This is a genomic window from Anaeromonas gelatinilytica (genome assembly GCF_016820635.1).
GTDB lineage: Bacteria > Bacillota > Clostridia > Tissierellales > SIT17 > Anaeromonas > Anaeromonas gelatinilytica.
The window spans coordinates 1-15,916 of sequence record NZ_WSFU01000111.1; the positions used below are offsets into that span (position 1 = coordinate 1).

20 protein-coding genes are annotated in these 15,916 nt (G+C 33.3%); all 20 read left to right on the forward strand.

Annotation, left to right across the window (positions count from 1 at the left end):
- On the forward strand, nt 1–472 hold a 472-nt coding region (gene terL, locus GOQ29_RS09360; RefSeq protein ID WP_203372389.1), incomplete at its 5' end, for a phage terminase large subunit.
- Nucleotides 473–484: 12 nt separating this feature from the next.
- Complete coding sequence (locus GOQ29_RS09365) at nt 485–1,912, forward strand: phage portal protein (protein WP_203372390.1); 1,428 nt, start codon at nt 485–487, stop codon at nt 1,910–1,912.
- Nucleotides 1,905–3,479, forward strand: a complete 1,575-nt coding sequence (locus GOQ29_RS09370) for a minor capsid protein (RefSeq protein ID WP_203372391.1) — start codon at nt 1,905–1,907, stop codon at nt 3,477–3,479. Before GOQ29_RS09365 ends, GOQ29_RS09370 begins: the two co-directional genes overlap by 8 nt.
- 1 nt (nt 3,480) lies before the next feature.
- On the forward strand, nt 3,481–3,735 hold the full coding sequence (locus tag GOQ29_RS09375; protein WP_203372392.1) for a hypothetical protein: 255 nt from the start codon (nt 3,481–3,483) through the stop codon (nt 3,733–3,735).
- A gap of 69 nt (nt 3,736–3,804) precedes the next feature.
- On the forward strand, nt 3,805–4,122 hold the full coding sequence (locus GOQ29_RS09380; protein WP_203372393.1) for a YjcQ family protein: 318 nt from the start codon (nt 3,805–3,807) through the stop codon (nt 4,120–4,122).
- A gap of 115 nt (nt 4,123–4,237) precedes the next feature.
- Nucleotides 4,238–4,798 carry a phage scaffolding protein gene (locus GOQ29_RS09385; protein WP_203372394.1) on the forward strand — a complete coding sequence of 187 codons (561 nt, stop codon included), beginning with the start codon at nt 4,238–4,240 and terminating at the stop codon, nt 4,796–4,798.
- 14 nt (nt 4,799–4,812) lie between these two features.
- Nucleotides 4,813–5,730, forward strand: a complete 918-nt coding sequence (locus GOQ29_RS09390) for a hypothetical protein (protein ID WP_203372395.1) — start codon at nt 4,813–4,815, stop codon at nt 5,728–5,730.
- Nucleotides 5,731–5,740: 10 nt separating this feature from the next.
- A complete protein-coding gene (locus GOQ29_RS14850; RefSeq protein ID WP_286672875.1) occupies nt 5,741–5,869 on the forward strand; it encodes a hypothetical protein in 129 nt (42 codons plus the stop codon).
- 31 nt (nt 5,870–5,900) lie between these two features.
- The gene (locus tag GOQ29_RS09395; RefSeq protein ID WP_203372396.1) at nt 5,901–6,191 is read left to right on the forward strand and encodes a phage head-tail connector protein; all 291 of its coding nucleotides are present in this window, start codon (nt 5,901–5,903) and stop codon (nt 6,189–6,191) included.
- A 4-nt stretch (nt 6,192–6,195) separates the two neighbouring features.
- Entirely contained in the window at nt 6,196–6,519 is a 324-nt protein-coding gene (locus tag GOQ29_RS09400; RefSeq protein ID WP_203372397.1) for a hypothetical protein, read from the forward strand.
- A complete protein-coding gene (locus GOQ29_RS09405) occupies nt 6,512–6,943 on the forward strand; it encodes an HK97-gp10 family putative phage morphogenesis protein (RefSeq protein ID WP_203372398.1) in 432 nt (143 codons plus the stop codon). Before GOQ29_RS09400 ends, GOQ29_RS09405 begins: the two co-directional genes overlap by 8 nt.
- The gene (locus tag GOQ29_RS09410) at nt 6,944–7,309 is read left to right on the forward strand and encodes a hypothetical protein (RefSeq protein ID WP_203372399.1); all 366 of its coding nucleotides are present in this window, start codon (nt 6,944–6,946) and stop codon (nt 7,307–7,309) included.
- The gene (locus GOQ29_RS09415; protein ID WP_203372400.1) at nt 7,306–7,863 is read left to right on the forward strand and encodes a hypothetical protein; all 558 of its coding nucleotides are present in this window, start codon (nt 7,306–7,308) and stop codon (nt 7,861–7,863) included. Before GOQ29_RS09410 ends, GOQ29_RS09415 begins: the two co-directional genes overlap by 4 nt.
- 84 nt (nt 7,864–7,947) lie before the next feature.
- A complete protein-coding gene (locus tag GOQ29_RS09420; protein ID WP_203372401.1) occupies nt 7,948–8,559 on the forward strand; it encodes a hypothetical protein in 612 nt (203 codons plus the stop codon).
- 118 nt (nt 8,560–8,677) lie between these two features.
- Nucleotides 8,678–8,962, forward strand: coding sequence for a hypothetical protein (locus tag GOQ29_RS09425; RefSeq protein WP_203372402.1), 285 nt, complete (start codon nt 8,678–8,680; stop codon nt 8,960–8,962).
- 38 nt (nt 8,963–9,000) lie between these two features.
- Nucleotides 9,001–9,273, forward strand: a complete 273-nt coding sequence (locus tag GOQ29_RS09430; protein WP_207750689.1) for a hypothetical protein — start codon at nt 9,001–9,003, stop codon at nt 9,271–9,273.
- A gap of 1 nt (nt 9,274) precedes the next feature.
- Nucleotides 9,275–11,524, forward strand: coding sequence for a phage tail tape measure protein (locus GOQ29_RS09435; protein WP_203372403.1), 2,250 nt, complete (start codon nt 9,275–9,277; stop codon nt 11,522–11,524).
- Between the two features lie 11 nt (nt 11,525–11,535).
- Nucleotides 11,536–13,005 (forward strand): distal tail protein Dit, encoded by a 1,470-nt coding sequence (locus tag GOQ29_RS09440; RefSeq protein WP_203372404.1) that lies wholly within the window; start codon nt 11,536–11,538, stop codon nt 13,003–13,005.
- A 12-nt stretch (nt 13,006–13,017) separates the two neighbouring features.
- Nucleotides 13,018–15,462 carry a phage tail spike protein gene (locus GOQ29_RS09445; RefSeq protein WP_203372405.1) on the forward strand — a complete coding sequence of 815 codons (2,445 nt, stop codon included), beginning with the start codon at nt 13,018–13,020 and terminating at the stop codon, nt 15,460–15,462.
- Nucleotides 15,463–15,483: 21 nt separating this feature from the next.
- The gene (locus tag GOQ29_RS09450) at nt 15,484–15,858 is read left to right on the forward strand and encodes a hypothetical protein (RefSeq protein WP_203372406.1); all 375 of its coding nucleotides are present in this window, start codon (nt 15,484–15,486) and stop codon (nt 15,856–15,858) included.
- Nucleotides 15,859–15,916: the final 58 nt, after the last annotated feature.

Here is a 15,916-nt window from a genome sequence, read left to right on the forward strand (position 1 = left end):
TGATGAAGGTAGCGATTATCTATGTGCTATTGTTTATGGTGTATATAATAAAGAAGCTTATATTCTAGACATATACTACACAAAAGATTCAATGGAAATAACAGAACCTTCTACGGCTAAAATGCTTTATGAAAATCAAGTTAATAAAGCTGACATAGAGTCGAATAATGGTGGTAGAGGATTTGCAAGAGCAGTTGAAAGGATATTAAAAGAAAAGTATAACAGTAATAAAACCAGGATAAAATGGTTTCACCAAAATAAAAATAAACAAGCCCGAATATTATCTAATTCTACTTGGGTTATGAATCATATATACTATCCAGTTAATTGGAGAGATAAGTGGCCAGAATATTATAAAGCTATGACAACTTATCAAAAGGAAGGTAAAAACAAACACGATGATGCTCCAGATGCAACAACAGGAATAGTTGAAGTTATAGATAAAGGTAAAGGTCTATCAATACTTAAGTAGTGAGGTGAGAAAATGTTTAATTTATTTAACAACAAGATAAATGTAATGTCTACAGAAGAAATACTCTATAATGAAATACAAGAATTTAACTCTAGCGACCAAAAATCATGGATGGTCACAGGAGAGAAATATTATAAGGTTTACAATGATATTAATGAAAGAGTCATAACTAGACTAACCGATAGCGGTGCCATAGAAGATAAATCTAAAGCTAATAATAAACTTGCCCATGGATTTATGAAGAATTTAATAGATGAAAAGATAGGGTATCTCCTTGCAAAGGACTATACATTAGATTGTAAAAATAAAAATTATGTAGAAAAGTTAAAAGATACATTAGGTAAATACTTTCAATATACACTAACTAGATTGGGCTATGAAGCTTCTAATAAAGGTATTGCATGGTTACAAGTCTATATTGATGAACAAGGTAACTTTGGAACTATGTTAATACCAGCAGAACAATGTGTCCCTTTATGGCGTGATAATACGCATACTGAATTAGATGGAATGTTAAGATTTTATATTCAAACAGTATATGAAGGTCGAGAGAAAAAGAAAATAACCAAAGTAGAGTATCATACAGAAAATGAAATCTATTACTATGTAGTTAATAGTGACAGACTTATTCCAGATATTGAACAATTTGAAGGTGGTCCTATTCTTCATTATAAAAAAGGTGAGGAAGGTAGAAGTTGGGGGAAAGTACCTTTCATACCATTTAAAAATAATTTTATAGAATATCCTGATGTTAGATTTATAAAGTCTTTGATAGATAGCTATGATAAATCTAGGAGTGAAATAGATAATTTTATAGAAGAAACTAAGAATCTAATTTATATTTTAAAGGGATATGGTGGAGAAGACATAGCAGATTTTATGAAAGATTTAAATTACTATAGGGCTATAAAAATTGATGATCCTGAACATGGAGGAGTAGATACTCTTAATCCTACTATAGATATTGCTGCAGCAAAAGAACATTTTGAACAACTCAAAAGGGACATAAATGAATTTGGCCAAGGGGTACCAACAGACCAAGATAAATTTGGCAATAATCCAAGTGGCATATCTTTAAAGTTTTTATATGCTGGGTTAGATCTTAAATGTAATCATTTAGAAAGAGAATTTAGAAGAGCATTTGAACAATTATTATATTTTATCAATGTATACCTTGCTGAAAATGGGCAGGGTAATTTTAATGAGGATGTAAAGATTATATTTAACAGAGACATACAAATTAATGAGAGCGAAGCTATAGATAATGCAGTTAAATCTAAAACCATAATATCAGACGAAACAATAGTTGCTAATCATCCATGGGTAGGTGACTTAGAAGAAGAGCTTAAGAAATTAGAGAAGCAAGCTCAAAGATATAAAGAAGAAGCAGGACTAAAGTATGATAAAGTCCCTGTAAAAGATGGTGAGGGCAATGAATAGTAGTGTATACTGGGAAAAGAGAATAGCTAATAAAACTTGGGGAATATATAACGATATAGAAAAAAGGAATAAGGCACTCATAGAGTTTTATGAAGAATGTAGTGAAGATATTCAATTTGAACTATTCAAAATATCAAAAAAGATTAAATCCAACGCACCTACCCTCACAGATATGCACCAATATAATAGATTATCTAAGCTTAATAAAAACATAGAGTCTAAAATAAAAGATCTTTCTAAAAGAGTAGAAAAAGGATTCAAAGAAGATATTACAAAAGGATATCAAGAAAACTATGATATAACTATGAAAGCTATTGGAGAGTTAGAATACTCTACTCCAAGCGAAAAGATGATAGAAGAATTAGTCAAATATCCCTGGAGTGGGGAAAATTTTTCTAATAGATTATGGGAGAATACTAGAATTCTAGAAAGAAACTTAAACGAAATAATGGTTAGAGGATTAGTACAAGGGCAAACCATAGTAGAGATAGCAACAGAATTAGACAATAGAATGAAGAAAGGCTATAATGAAGCTCATAGACTTGTTAGAACAGAAACTATGCATTATCTAAATGAAAGCTCAATTCAAGCATATAAAGATGCAGATATTGAAAAAATTCAGTTTTTGGCGGCACTAGATGAAAGGACTTGTCCAGAATGTGGAGGAGAACATGGCAAGCGATATAAAATAGATAAAGCGCCAATATTGCCTCTACATCCTAATTGTAGATGTACTTATATTCCTGTTATTGAAATTGAAGATAATAGTGGTTCAAATAATAAAGATAGTGGTATAATAGAAGAAAGTGAAATAGGATTTACTAATAATGTCAAAGGGAATATGAGTGATGAAGCACAGGAAATTCTAGAAAATATATTGAATAACGCTCCTGAAGATGTGAAAAATCTATGGGCTAAAGTACAAGACGATTTAGTCATGGTGGATGCAAATAGTAAGAAGTCCTATTATCGACATGGTGAAGGTGTTTATTACGACTTTAAGAAGGATAGTATCAATGAAAAAAGCATGATAGAAGGACGTCTACACAAAGGAAAGGCTAATTACACAACATTCTTTCATGAGTACGGACACCATATTGATTCTTTGTTTGGTTACGATGATTCTTATCAAATGAGGTATCGAAGTGTTGTCACTAAAAAGTATGTTACGCAAGATGTTAAAGTTTGGAACTACAAATCCAAAGAGCTAGGTTTATCAAACTCTTTAAAAGAGGAATTAAAAGATACAATAAAGAATTTTGGTGCAAAAAATATTGAGGATTTAGCTGAAAGATTGTATGATTACGCAGAAGATAATTATTCATATGGCTACAATGGGGCATCTGATATTCTAAGTGGATTAACAGGTGATAAAGTTCATATGGGATGGCACCATTCGAAAAAATATTGGAAAGACAAAAAGGATACGGATGGTTTAGGTAAAGAGGCATTCGCTCATATGTTTTCTGCCTATACAATGCAGGGAGATGCTGATAAATTCATGAAAGAAGTATTTCCAAAGTCTTATAGTAAAGTAATTGATTTTATTAAGGAGGCGAGTAAATAACATGTCCAAAGACCTAAAAAATAAAAAATTACTTGAAAAATATGAAAAGAAATATGGTTCGCAAACAATAAACGCTATTAGAAGAGATTATAGAAAACAATTCCGTAAAGAACCTCCTTTTTGGCCTGGTGATTTGGATGACGCCATGAGTAAGTATACGCTTGAACAAACAATTGATATCTACTTAACAGCTTTGCGAAAAGCTGAACCGTATGAACTGAAAGAAGGAGATATTATTTCGTGTGACGAATTCTAAGGATTAAAGCTATTATAAAACCTAAGCACTTACTCTTGTAAGTGCTTAGGTTATAAGGGAGATAATAGTATGGATAATTTTAAAATTATATATAAAATACTCAAGATGTTAGAAAAATATATGGATGTAGAGGATTTTGACAAGGATCTGATTACTCATGAAAGTCTAGGAATAAGTGAGATTAGATGGACAAGAATAATAGAAATGCTCGTGAGTGAAGGATATATATCAGGAGTAAGATTAATAAAAGCAAACGGACAGAAAGTTCCATTGATTAGAATGACGAACATATCTATAACCCTCAAAGGACTTGAGTATTTAGAAGAAAACTCATTAATGAAAAAAGCAGCAGAATTAGTAAAAGGTATAGCTGGCATAGTGAAATAAGCACTTACAAGAGTAGGTGCTTTTATATTGCCCTTTTTTAGTATTTGCAGGGCATAAAGAACAAAGAACCTAAAACTGGCACTGACCAGTATAAAAAAGTATGGAGGTAGATAAGATGGAATGGTTAAAAAATTCATTGAAAAAAGCCGGAATTGAAGAGTCAAAGGTTGATGAAATAGTAACTTCAGTTAATAAAGAGGTACCAAAATATTTCATGCCAAAAGACAAATATAATGAAGTATCAGAAGCTAAAAAGCAATTAGAAAGTGATATTAAAGAAAGAGATAAACAATTGAAAGATTTAGGAGGCAAAGTCAAAGGAAATGAAGATTTAGAAAAACAGATTAAAGAGTTACAAGTCACAAATAAAAAGGCTGCAGATGATTATGAATCTAAAATAAGAAATATTACTTTAGATAACTCTATCAAGATGTGGCTAAAAGATAATAATGCTAAATATGAGGATTTATTATCTACTAAATTTGATAGAGAAAAACTCACTATAGCTGATGATGGTTCTATTAATGGTTTAGAAGAGCAAGGAAATAGCATTAAAGAAGGATACAAAGATTTATTTACTCAAGCGATTTCAGGGAATAGTCCAAATGATACAGGAGATAGTCCCGGAGGAATGGACCAAATAGAAGCAACTATAAAACAAAATTTAGGATATTAAGGAGAGTGTAATTTATGAATGTAATAGAGTATGCAAAGATATTTATGCAACAATTAGATAAGCAAGTAGTGGCACAGGCAACCAGTGGATGGATGGAAGCTAATGCAGGACTTGTTAAGTATAATGGAGGAAATGAATGTAAAATACCTATTCTTTCTATGGATGGACTAGGTGATTATGATAGAGCTACAGGTTTTGCAGAAGGATCGGTAAATCTTAGCTATGAAACTAAGACTTTAACACAAGACAGGGGTAGAACTTTCCAGTTAGATAGAATGGATGTAGACGAATCCAATTTCATTGCTACTGCCGCCAATGTAATGGGAGAATTTCAAAGAACTTTGGTTATTCCTGAAATTGATTCTTATAGATATTCTTCTATTGCAAGCCAAGCTATTACAAAAGAGTCGGCTACTGGTGGTTACACCCCAAGTGCTACCGATGTATTGACCAAGTTGAAAGATGACATTTATGCCATTTATGATGTAGCTGGTGAAATACCTCTAGTAATCACTATGAACATGCAAATAGCTTCTATATTAGAGAATTCCCAAGAATTATCAAAGCAATTATCAGTCTTAGATTTTGGTGGAGAGGTTAAAACAAAGGTTAGAGGGATTGATGACAACCCAATAATCAAAGTTCCATCTGCAAGAATGAAAACAAAGTATGTGTATAATGATGGTAAGACAGGGGGACAAGAAGCAGGCGGTATTGTAGCAGATGGCACAGCAAAAAACATCAACTGGATCATTACTCCTAAACAAGCACCAATAGCCGTATCCAAAACAGACAAAGTTAGAATATTTACTCCTGATCAAAACCAGAAGGCGGATGCGTGGAAGTTGGATTATAGAAAGTATCATGATCTATGGATTAAAGATAATCAATTTAAAACTATTAGAGTTAATATTAAAGAAGCTTTAGTATAGGAGGGATAAAATGTTTAAATTAGAAAGAGGTCATGTTGTGAAAATAGTAGGGACTGAAAAACAAAGGGATAATTTGCTTGCAAAGGGATTTAAGGAAGTAAAAGAGGAAAAGAAAGTAAAAGAGAAGGCTGCTAAATAGTAGTCTTCTTCCTTTTTAGGACGGTGATTACATGATTGAAAAGATTAAAACAATATTAGGTGTTAATGGATCAGATGAAGACCAATTATTAAATATTTATATAGAAGATATTACAAGGGAAATACAAGAATATCTTAACTGTGATATATTACCTATCCAAGCAGAAAGTATTGTTAGAGATTTAGTTGTAATTAAATACAACAAACAAGGTTCAGAAGGGTTAAAGATTGAAAACTTTAGTGGAGTGTCTCAATCCTTTGAGGATGGATATCCAAAAGATATTGTAAAAAGGCTTATGAGACTTAGAAAACTTCCGAGGTGATTTTATGGCCAGTATAAAAAGAAATATAAAGACCTACTTTTTAGATACTAAAATAAAAATTAGAACTCCCTCTGGTGCAAGCAAAGAATATTGGGATATAGAAAATTCTATAGAAATCAAAGTTTCTATATATGATGTGGACGATACAATCAACACACAAAGCGTCAAATACAATGATTCCAGTCATATAGGTTTAACCAAGCATAAAAGCATTAAAGAGGGGATAAATAGACTTAGAAATGATTTTGATATCTACAATATTATTTCTTCTAAACCACAGGGGAGATATACTCAATTATTGCTTAAAAGGATTGATACAGATGTCTAATAATGATAATAGAGAATTTGTAAAATCAATAAAAGAAGCGACTTATGAAATAATTATGAAGGCATATAAAAACACTGAAAAAGCTTGTTTGTTTTTAGAAGGAGAAGCGAAAATAAACTGTCCTGTAGATCAAGGAGCTTTAAGAGCCTCAATGTTTTCTAAGGTATCTATGACAGAAAGTGAAATAATAGGAACTGTAGGAAATAGCATGAGTTATGCTCCTTATGTTCATCAAGGTACAGGTATATATGCAGTTAATGGAGATGGAAGAAAAACACCATGGAAGTACAAAGTTAAGAGTGGAAAGTATAAAGGTTGGCATGAAACTGTGGGGCAAAGACCTCAACCATTTTTAGAAGATGCTAAAAAAGATAACAAAGATGAAATTAATAAAATATTAGGACGTGGATTGGGGCGTGGATAGATGGAGATAGATATTAAAAATTATATAGAGTTAAATATTCCAGAATTGAAAGATAGACTATTTCCTGTGTTTACAACCAATATATCAAAGCCTTCTATTGTTTATTCTACAACTCCTATCAGTGGAGGGCACGTAAAACAAACACAATTAGAATTAAAAATTATATGGTCTGATTATGATAAAACAAAAGAAATAGAAACAACAATAAATAAAATAATAGATATGGAAGAAGATAAGTCTTTTATTGCTTATGGAAGCACTTATTTTAAGAGCTCTTTAAGTGGTGGAGGTATTTTATACAGGGACGATTTGCAAATGTTTGAAAATACATTAATATTTATAATATTTTGGAGGGGGATTAAATGAGTGCAGAACAAGATAATATATTATTAGGTGCTGGTGAAATTTATATGTATGAATTCGCTGGAGATGTAATTCCGGATCATGCAACAATAGAGACATCACAGCATAATGTTGGGCATACTTCTGGTGGTGCGAGTGTAGAGTATTTACCAGAGAAGTATGATGTCGAGAATTCATATGGAAGAATTGTAAAAAGTGTGATAACTAAAGAAGAAGTAAAATTCAAGACAGGTCTTTTAACATGGGACTTAAATAAATTAGCTTTATTATCTACTGCTAAAATAACAGAAGATGCAACTGAAAAAACAAGAAAACTTACTATAGGTGGCGGTGGATTCCTTAAGAATATTTTGGTTAGATTCGTACATGAAAAAGATAATGGTAAAAAAATAAGATTTACAATGATTGGCCAAGGTGGAAATGGTTTTAATATGGAATTTGGGCAAGAAGAAGTAGTAGTAGATAGTGAGATTTCTGCTATTGAGTATTTGAAGAACTTTTTAGCAGAATTTGAAGAAGAATTGACTGACTACGAAGCTGCAGCTATAGGAGCATAATCAGAATAATAAAAATATATGTAGAGCTTAAACATTCCCTCTGGTATAATAATATGTAAATACATATTAGGGGGAATTAATACTATGAAAAAAGTTATTAAGTGGATAATCATAATTTTTGTAGTTTTATTTGTAGGTAGTGCGGCAATAGCTGGGATAATTGAAGGTATTAAAGGTGAAGATGAAGATGCAGATGCAGTAAAAGAAAGTTCTAATAAAGATGAAACAGTTAAAAAAGAGGAAGTAAAAGAGGAAGAAGAAGAAAAAGAAGAAAAATTAACTTTAGATGAACAGGTTGAAAAGATAGTGAAGGATACTTTAGGAGAAAAAACAAATATTGTAGAAATTGACGTTAGAGACCATATGGGCACTATAGAGATTGAGGATGATAAGTTCGTATCTATAACTTTAGTAGGAAATCAAAATCTTTCTACAAACATGACTAAAAAAGGTATGTGGTTAGATTCAATAGAAGTTCTTGAAGAAATGTTTAAGATAGAAGAAATAGGAAAGGTATGGATAGAGTGGCAGTACCCTTTGGTTGATAAATATGGGAATGAAGATTTAGTAGAGGTAATGAATATTGATATGACAAGAGAGATTGCAGATAAAATAAATTGGGAGAATTTCCCGATAGATAATCTTAAAGAAGTAGTGGACACATACTATGAACATCCAGCGCTTAGCAAAAAATAAATAATTAAGCAAAACAAACATAAACGGTCTGTAAATTGAACCGACCCCAAAAAGTTAGACTTTTTGGGGTCACCTTAAATATAGGCTGTTTTTTAATATTATAAAAGGAGTGTTAAATATGATAGATATAGATAAATATATAGATAGGACAATAGCTTTAAAAATTAATGGAGAAGTTATAAAAATCCAGGAACCAAGTATTAAACTTATAAAAAAATTTACTGCATTAGATGGTTTGGAGGATGATGAAATACTTGATAAACAAAGTGAATTGGTAACTGAAATACTAAATAACAATACAAGTGCTAAGAAGTTTAAGGTAAATGATATAGATAAACTTCCTGTAAGTGCAATTAAAGCAATAATTGAATCTATTGTGGAAGTAGATCAAGACCCAAACTAAGAATTCCCATTCCTGATGACCCAAAAGTAAGGGAAGCATTGTTTAAAAAATACTTTCCTTCTGAGGAGTGGGAGAAAGATTTTAACAATTTAACAAGTGAAGTAAAGGCGATTAGTGAATATACTGGTTTAAACTTCTATGAAGTTTATAGTCTTCCGTATTCACTTTATTTATTGTATAAAAAGGATAGTTGGATATATGGACTAAAGCAAACAGAAAAAGGACAGGAATTTTTAAAAACCTTATGGAGATTAAAACAAACTAAAGCCGACACAAGGGCAATAAGAGCCTTCCAAGGAAGGAGGGAATAATATGACTGGTGGAATATCATTAGCACCTTTAATGACTAAAATAAAGGTGGATATAAATGGTTTTAAGTCTGAAATGGATAAAGCTTCAGCTATAGGTGTTGCAAAGGCAAGAGAAATAAGTAAAAGTATGTCCAATACTGCAAAAGTAGGAGAAGGTCTTAAAAAAGTAGGAGGAACGTTAACGAAATATGTTTCAATTCCTCTTGCTGGTGTTGGTATTGCTAGTGGAAAAATGGCGATGGATTTTGGAAAATCGTTTACGAAAGTTTCTACATTGTTAGATAGCAATAAAACTGATTTTGGTAAATATAAAAAAGATATATTAAACGCAAGTACTGAAACAGGAGCTGCAGTTGGAGATTTTACTGAATCGGTATATCAGTCCATATCGGCAGGTGTAGATCAAAAAGAGGCAATAGGATTTACTACAGAAGCTATGAAACTAGCTAGAGTTGGCTTTACAGAAGGTGCAAGTTCTGTTGATTTAATTACGACTGCATTGAATGGATATGGCTTAGAGGTCGAAGAAACAACTAGGGTAAGTGATATACTACTCACCACACAAAACGCTGGAAAAACCACAATAGATGAACTCTCACAATCTATGGGTAAAGTAATTCCTGTGGCATCTAGTAGTAACTATAGTATAGAAGAGTTATCTGCGACTTATGCAACTTTAACTAAAAATGGTATAGCAACTGCAGAAGCAGGAACGTATACAAGACAGATGTTATCGGAACTTACAAAAAGTGGTTCTAAAGCTGATAAAGCATTAAGAGATGTGGCAGGTAAGGGATTCGCACAACTTAAAAAAGAAGGCGTACCAACTACTGACATTTTAAAGATGATGAATGATTATGCAGTAGATAACGGAATGACCCTTAAGGATATGTTCGGTTCTGTTGAAGCAGGAACTGCAGCCATGACACTTTTTAATGATGGGGGTAAAGAGTATAATGAAATACTAGATAAAATGAATAACAGTTCTGGAATTACAAAAGAAACATTTGATGAAATGTCAGAGTCAGCAGAGTATAGACTTCCTGACGCAATTAATGCATTAAAAAATAGTGCCATAGAGTTTGGAGGTACTTTTTCCCCAATTATAGAAATGGCGGCGGACCTGATAGAAAAACTAGCCGATAAACTTAGTGGATTATCAGAGAAACAAATGAAAATGATTGCCATAGTAGGAGGCTTAGCTATAGCTATAGGTCCTATAATAGGGCTAATAGGAAGTATGATGATAAAATACACTCAATTGAAACCTATAATTATGGGAGTTAGCGCAACAATAAAATCATCTGGTCTGGTAATGGCCGCCCTTACGAATCCAATAACACTAGTTATAGGGGCAATTGTACTTTTAGCTGTAGCAGTTGCGACGAATTTTGCAGGAATAAGAGACACCATATCATCAGTTATGCAATCTATAAAAGAGATTATTTCAACTATATTGAGTTGGCTCAAAACTGCATGGGAAAATGACTTTATGGCTATAAGAACGATAGCAGAACTTGTGTGGGATAGTATTGTAGTTGTTTTTGAAACAGTATTTAAAGTAATAGAGAATATATTTAAAATATTTGCAGCTGCCTTTAAAGGTGATTGGCAGGGTGTTTGGGATGGAGTTAAAAAAATCTTCTCAACTGTATGGGATGGAATTAAAAAATTATTAGGTAACTTTTTGAAAATAATACTTTCTATTATTATAGGTATAGGTGGTAAGTTATGGAGAGCTGCTAAAGGTGCATTTAGTAGAATTAAAGATGGTTTTGTCTTTGTATGGAAAAGTATAAAATCATGGTTTTCTAAAGCTGTAAATGACCCTGTTGGCACAATAAAAGGTATTGGTGGGGCATTGTATAGTGCTGGAGAATCAATATTTAATTCACTTAAAAATGGAATGAAGTCTGTATGGTCTGGTATAAAATCATGGGTAGGCGAGAAAGTTGACTGGTTAAAAGAGAAAGTGACATTTTGGAAGAGCAATAAAAAGAAAGTAGATGGGTCGCATTATACAGGGCTTTCCAATGTGCCCTTTGATGGGTATATTGCAAGGTTACACAAAGGCGAAAGAGTTTTAACGGCGAAAGAGAATAGGGAGTATAATCAAGGTAATGCTTCTAATGCTGTAGTTATTCAACCTTCTGCGGTAAATATAGACGGTCGAGAGGTAGGAACTATCACTTGGAAAGTTGTAGACGAGAATATACAACGTAATAATCGAATTAAAAAATCATTTACATAGGAGGTGATCGATTGATATTTAACAGTGTGGATTTAACGCAATATCTAACAATAAAATCTATCAACGGGCGTGGTTTAGCTTCTACAGAATTAGAATCATTAAGCATTCCTGGGACTGATGGTGCATATGTACTGGGGAAGAGGCGACCTTCTAAAATAATTACTGTCGAAGCTGATATCTTAGCTTTAAATAAGGCTGAATTACGAAAAAATATAGATAAGCTGAATGCTATATTTGATGTTGATGAAGATGTTCCTATTGTATTTCTGGACGAACCAAACATGACGTATTATGGAAGGCCAGAAAAAGCAGGACAAAACAAAGAATACTTTTTTATACATCAAGGACAGTTTACTATCGTTTGTACTGATCCATATAAGTATGGGAAGCAAAAAGGACCATATCTTTTTGAAAATGATGCAATTACTATAAAGAATGAAGGAACTGCAGAAGCTTATCCAATTATAGAAGCTACAGCAAAAGAAAGTGTCACATCTTTTATGGTGACGAAAGGTGATCAAGACTTTTTTATGATTGGACAGCCGTATGATATAGATAAAGGAACCATAGAACAATATCCTTCGGTAGCTCAATGGCGTACAAATTCTTTAGTGGGTTGGTCGCATATGACTGAGGGTTTTTTCTTAGATGATGAAGTATCAGGTGGAACAGTTAGTGGTAGTGATATCGAAGTACGAGATAGCGATTCATTTATTCCGAGTGCATATGGGTCTAGTCAATCTGGTTGGTATGGTCCTGCTGTACGGAGATCACTCCCAAAATCCGTAGGTGATTTTTCTATCACATTTGGGTGTATTGCATTGAACAATGGGGATGGCGTTGGAAAAGTGATGGCTATTTTTCTAGATGAGGATGACCGAATTGTTGCATCTATCGGCTTAATTAACAGCCGATTAGGAACTAGAAATGTTCGTGTGCTAGCTCGTTTGAACGATGGCCGGAATATCCGTCGTCGTCGGGTGATGGATTTTCACGGGGATTCTGGCCCTGAATCTACAGTATTTAGTGGTAAAGCCTTAAACATTCGACTAAGACGAGAAGGAAACCGATTTGAAGCATACACGTGGCAAGTAAATGACAATGGTGTACCTCATGCACGACACAAGGAAGTAATCATAGACAATGATCCTGATTTTCAACGTCCAATTAGGCAAGTTGTGTTGTTTTTTGCTAGATATGGCAATAATCCTGTGTTTCCGATGCGTATCTATGCTGCTAGGGTACATGATAATAATACCTTGTTGATGGACGAGGATATGATTCCATACATTGCACATGAGGGAGATAAGATAGTAGTTGATTCTAAAAACGAACTGGTCATGATAAATGATGAGCCTGTTACTAATCTTAAAGCTTTTGGTGCAAATTATTTTATGTTGGACAAGGTAGAAAATAATTTATTCACGTTTCCGGAAAACTATTTTGATACAACGGTTAGATGGACAGATAGATATAAATAGGAGGTGATATCTATGCTGCATGTGATTGACAAACAATCAGATACTATAGTTGACTTTTATAGCAATCACAAAAAACTGTTCTGGGATGATGTACATTTTAGCAGTTTAAACAATTATGAAGAGTACTTTAACTTTAAAGTTTTATATGACAATAGTGAGCATTTAACTTCCCGAAACCGTGTAATTATCCCTGATGATGATGGCTATTATCGAGAATTTATCATCGATGAAACATTAAAAGATAAAAAAGTAAAAAGAGTGTATGCAAAAGCATCTTTTATTGATGATTTAAAAAAGGAAAAAACCATTGAATCCAAAACCTATGATGGTGTGACAGTTAATACTTTTTTAGATGGGGTACTTGACGGTACTGGATGGAAACGAGGTAAGACTGACTACCTAGGGATTAAAACTATACCGGTAGAAAATACGTCTTATCCTTTTTCTGTTTTAAAAAGAGGTGCTACCGTATTCGAGGGCGAACTTGATTTCCGGATTGAGACGGAAGGAAATAAAATTATTGGACGTTATGTTGATCTAGTGGAAAGAATAGGTGCCTGGAATGGTAAAGAGATAACTGTTGGCAAAGATTTAATCGGAGTTACTAGGCGAGAGAATTCTGAAAACATAGTGACAGCTTTAATTTGCTATGGACCTGAAAGAGAGGACGGAACTAAATTAGAAGTAACTGTAACGGATGAAGATGCTCGTAATCGTTGGGGTAGACCAGCAAATAATCCAAAACACTTGTGGGGTATTTACGAACCTACCTCAGAAGACCAAGATATGACAGAAAATAGATTGCAGACACTTGGAAAAACAGAGTTAAATAAACGTATTAACGCAGTCGTTGAATATGAATGTGACCAGGTAGCAATCGAGCATGTTTTTGGTTTTAGTCATGAAAAAGTTCGAAAAGGTGATACGGTAAGAATAAAGGATACTTCTTACTCACCACCACTCTATTTAGAAGCAAGGGTACGAGATGTAGAAAGAAGCATTACAAAGCCATCGCAAAAGAAGTATGTGTTAGGTGATTTTATTGAGTATGATGAAGAGGATTTAATGACGTTGTTTAGATCAATGCAACAGGTATTATCTCAAAAAATAAATGCAACCCAAGCCTTGAAACAACTGCATGAATATACGTACGAAAAAGTGACAGTCGATAATAAGGATAACCAAGTCCGATCTGATGTTGAGTCCTATGCAAATACAGTATCAAGTACAGCACGTGATGAAGCTATTACATACACGAATAACACTGTTGAACCAATTCAAACCTCTGTCACAGGATTAGAAAATGATGTAGACACGTTACAAATTAATCTTGATGATGTGGACACTAGGTTAATTACTGCTGAATCAAATATAACACAGGCGCAAGATGAAATCAGGTTAAAGGTTGATGCTAATTATGTTCAAGGCGAGATTGATACGGTTAATCAGGAAATAAATGGAGTGTATACTGGTTTATCATCTAAAATAAATGTTTTATCTGATCAAATTGAACTAAAAGCAGACGCAACAGTTGTTAGTGATATCGAAGCTAGAGTGAGTAGTGCTGAGATTGAGATAAATGGATTAAATAGTGAAATCAACCTAAAAGTAGATCAGGATGGCGTAATCGGAGCCATTAATTTATCTCCCGAAGCTATCTTACTTGATGCCGATCGTATTGAGTTTACAGGACATATATTTGGTGAAGGTGCTACTTTTAAAGGATCTATAGAAGTAGCCAATACAACGATTAATAATGACGGTATTTTAGTCGAAGAAGGGAGCTTTCGATTGAAAGATAAAATAACACAAACGGAATCTCTTATACATGGTGCTACTAATATGGTTAATGATCATAGTTTTGAACTTGTACCATTAGGAGATGGGTCATGGGCTCCTGCTATTAGAAGGGTAGACATTAATCGTATGGGCAACAGTTTCTTGTGGGATGTTGCAGGTAATCGAGCGTATGCACGTGTTCAGTCTACTTATCAAACAGATGATTTCCAGCGTGCAAAATTCGGGTATCAAGCAGCTATATTAGAAAAGCGCTATTATTGGATTCAATATGTGCCTCTGGATATTGATCGAATGTATTATGGTCCTTACACCATTAGCGCTTATTTTTCTGCATATGAAGATACCAATGAAATTACAACATGTCGGTTGCTTGTACATGCGTACGATTGGGATTTGAACCTTGTTCAGTCCAGTAGTGTAGGAGGTTTTTCTATTGATGTTGATCCTAGTGAACCGTACAGGTGGAAACGTACATCAGCTACTTTTACTAATTTACCTGCAGGTACCATCTATTTAAGAATAAGAATTGAGAATTTAAGTAATAATGGTTCCCGAACTTTGGCCGATGGAATACAAATGGTGCCTTATGAATATCCAGTTGTTTATCAGTCAGAGGATAGTTTATGGAAATATGCGAGAGGGTTATTAACCTATTAAATATTAAAAGGAGGAATGAACATGCAAGTAACAGTACAAGAAGTATTTAATTTAAATGAAGGACTAGAAGATATTGTCCATAAAGAGCTACCTATAGGGGTAGCTTTTAAAATACAACGAAACATGCGGGAAGTTGAAAAAGAGTATAAGATAACCCAGGACTTACGTTCTAAATTAATCAATAAATATAAAGAGAAAGACTTGGCAAATGGCAAGGTGAAATTGAAAAAGGATAAGCTAGAGGACTTTTATCAAGAATTAAATGAACTACTAGATCAAACAGTAAATATTAATGTGCAAAAAATTAATGTGAATGAACTTCATAGTATTAAAGTGACACCTAAAACATTAGGGCTGATTCATACAATTTTATTTGAAGGAGATGAAGAACAATGAGTAATGTATCAATAAAATTAATATTTGCAACTATAGCAGGAACATTTACAGCATTGTT

What these genes read in the sequence shown, in the direction of transcription:
- GOQ29_RS09395 (WP_203372396.1), top strand. Translation starts at nt 5,901, where the DNA reads ATGATTGAAAAGATTAAAACAATATTAGGTGTTAATGGATCAGATGAA.
- GOQ29_RS09390 (WP_203372395.1), top strand. Translation starts at nt 4,813, where the DNA reads ATGAATGTAATAGAGTATGCAAAGATATTTATGCAACAATTAGATAAG.
- GOQ29_RS09375 (WP_203372392.1), top strand. Translation starts at nt 3,481, where the DNA reads ATGTCCAAAGACCTAAAAAATAAAAAATTACTTGAAAAATATGAAAAG.
- GOQ29_RS09420 (WP_203372401.1), top strand. Translation starts at nt 7,948, where the DNA reads ATGAAAAAAGTTATTAAGTGGATAATCATAATTTTTGTAGTTTTATTT.
- GOQ29_RS09385 (WP_203372394.1), top strand. Translation starts at nt 4,238, where the DNA reads ATGGAATGGTTAAAAAATTCATTGAAAAAAGCCGGAATTGAAGAGTCA.
- GOQ29_RS09365 (WP_203372390.1), top strand. Translation starts at nt 485, where the DNA reads ATGTTTAATTTATTTAACAACAAGATAAATGTAATGTCTACAGAAGAA.
- GOQ29_RS09415 (WP_203372400.1), top strand. Translation starts at nt 7,306, where the DNA reads ATGAGTGCAGAACAAGATAATATATTATTAGGTGCTGGTGAAATTTAT.
- GOQ29_RS09405 (WP_203372398.1), top strand. Translation starts at nt 6,512, where the DNA reads ATGTCTAATAATGATAATAGAGAATTTGTAAAATCAATAAAAGAAGCG.
- GOQ29_RS09435 (WP_203372403.1), top strand. Translation starts at nt 9,275, where the DNA reads ATGACTGGTGGAATATCATTAGCACCTTTAATGACTAAAATAAAGGTG.
- GOQ29_RS09370 (WP_203372391.1), top strand. Translation starts at nt 1,905, where the DNA reads ATGAATAGTAGTGTATACTGGGAAAAGAGAATAGCTAATAAAACTTGG.
- GOQ29_RS09400 (WP_203372397.1), top strand. Translation starts at nt 6,196, where the DNA reads ATGGCCAGTATAAAAAGAAATATAAAGACCTACTTTTTAGATACTAAA.
- GOQ29_RS09450 (WP_203372406.1), top strand. Translation starts at nt 15,484, where the DNA reads ATGCAAGTAACAGTACAAGAAGTATTTAATTTAAATGAAGGACTAGAA.
- GOQ29_RS09445 (WP_203372405.1), top strand. Translation starts at nt 13,018, where the DNA reads ATGCTGCATGTGATTGACAAACAATCAGATACTATAGTTGACTTTTAT.
- GOQ29_RS14850 (WP_286672875.1), top strand. Translation starts at nt 5,741, where the DNA reads ATGTTTAAATTAGAAAGAGGTCATGTTGTGAAAATAGTAGGGACTGAA.
- GOQ29_RS09425 (WP_203372402.1), top strand. Translation starts at nt 8,678, where the DNA reads ATGATAGATATAGATAAATATATAGATAGGACAATAGCTTTAAAAATT.
- GOQ29_RS09410 (WP_203372399.1), top strand. Translation starts at nt 6,944, where the DNA reads ATGGAGATAGATATTAAAAATTATATAGAGTTAAATATTCCAGAATTG.
- GOQ29_RS09380 (WP_203372393.1), top strand. Translation starts at nt 3,805, where the DNA reads ATGGATAATTTTAAAATTATATATAAAATACTCAAGATGTTAGAAAAA.